Raw genomic sequence first — 270 nt, forward strand, 5'->3', positions numbered from 1 at the left:
GCCGCAACTGTACGACAGGTTAAGCAGTCAGCCAGTGACAGCAGAGATTATACAGATCAGCAAATCACAACCCTGCGCGATAACAATAATGAAAAATTTGCCGCGCTTAACGGCGAAATTTCTGACGTGCGCAAAGAAGCCCGTGCCGGTATTGCTTCGGCTATGGCCGCAGCAGGTTTGCGTTATGATGATCGAGCGGGCAAAGGCTCCATTGCAATGGGAATGGGTGGTTTCAAGAACGCAACCAGTATCGCCGCAGGTGTTGGCTAT

General features: G+C 51.1%; 1 pseudogene. It reads left to right on the plus strand.

Annotated features, from left to right (window positions below):
* Window positions 1-270 (plus strand): annotated as a pseudogene (locus tag HBA93_RS21300) (YadA-like family protein); the annotation flags it as partial.

Source organism: Ochrobactrum sp. SFR4, assembly GCF_019730395.1.
GTDB lineage: Bacteria > Pseudomonadota > Alphaproteobacteria > Rhizobiales > Rhizobiaceae > Pseudochrobactrum.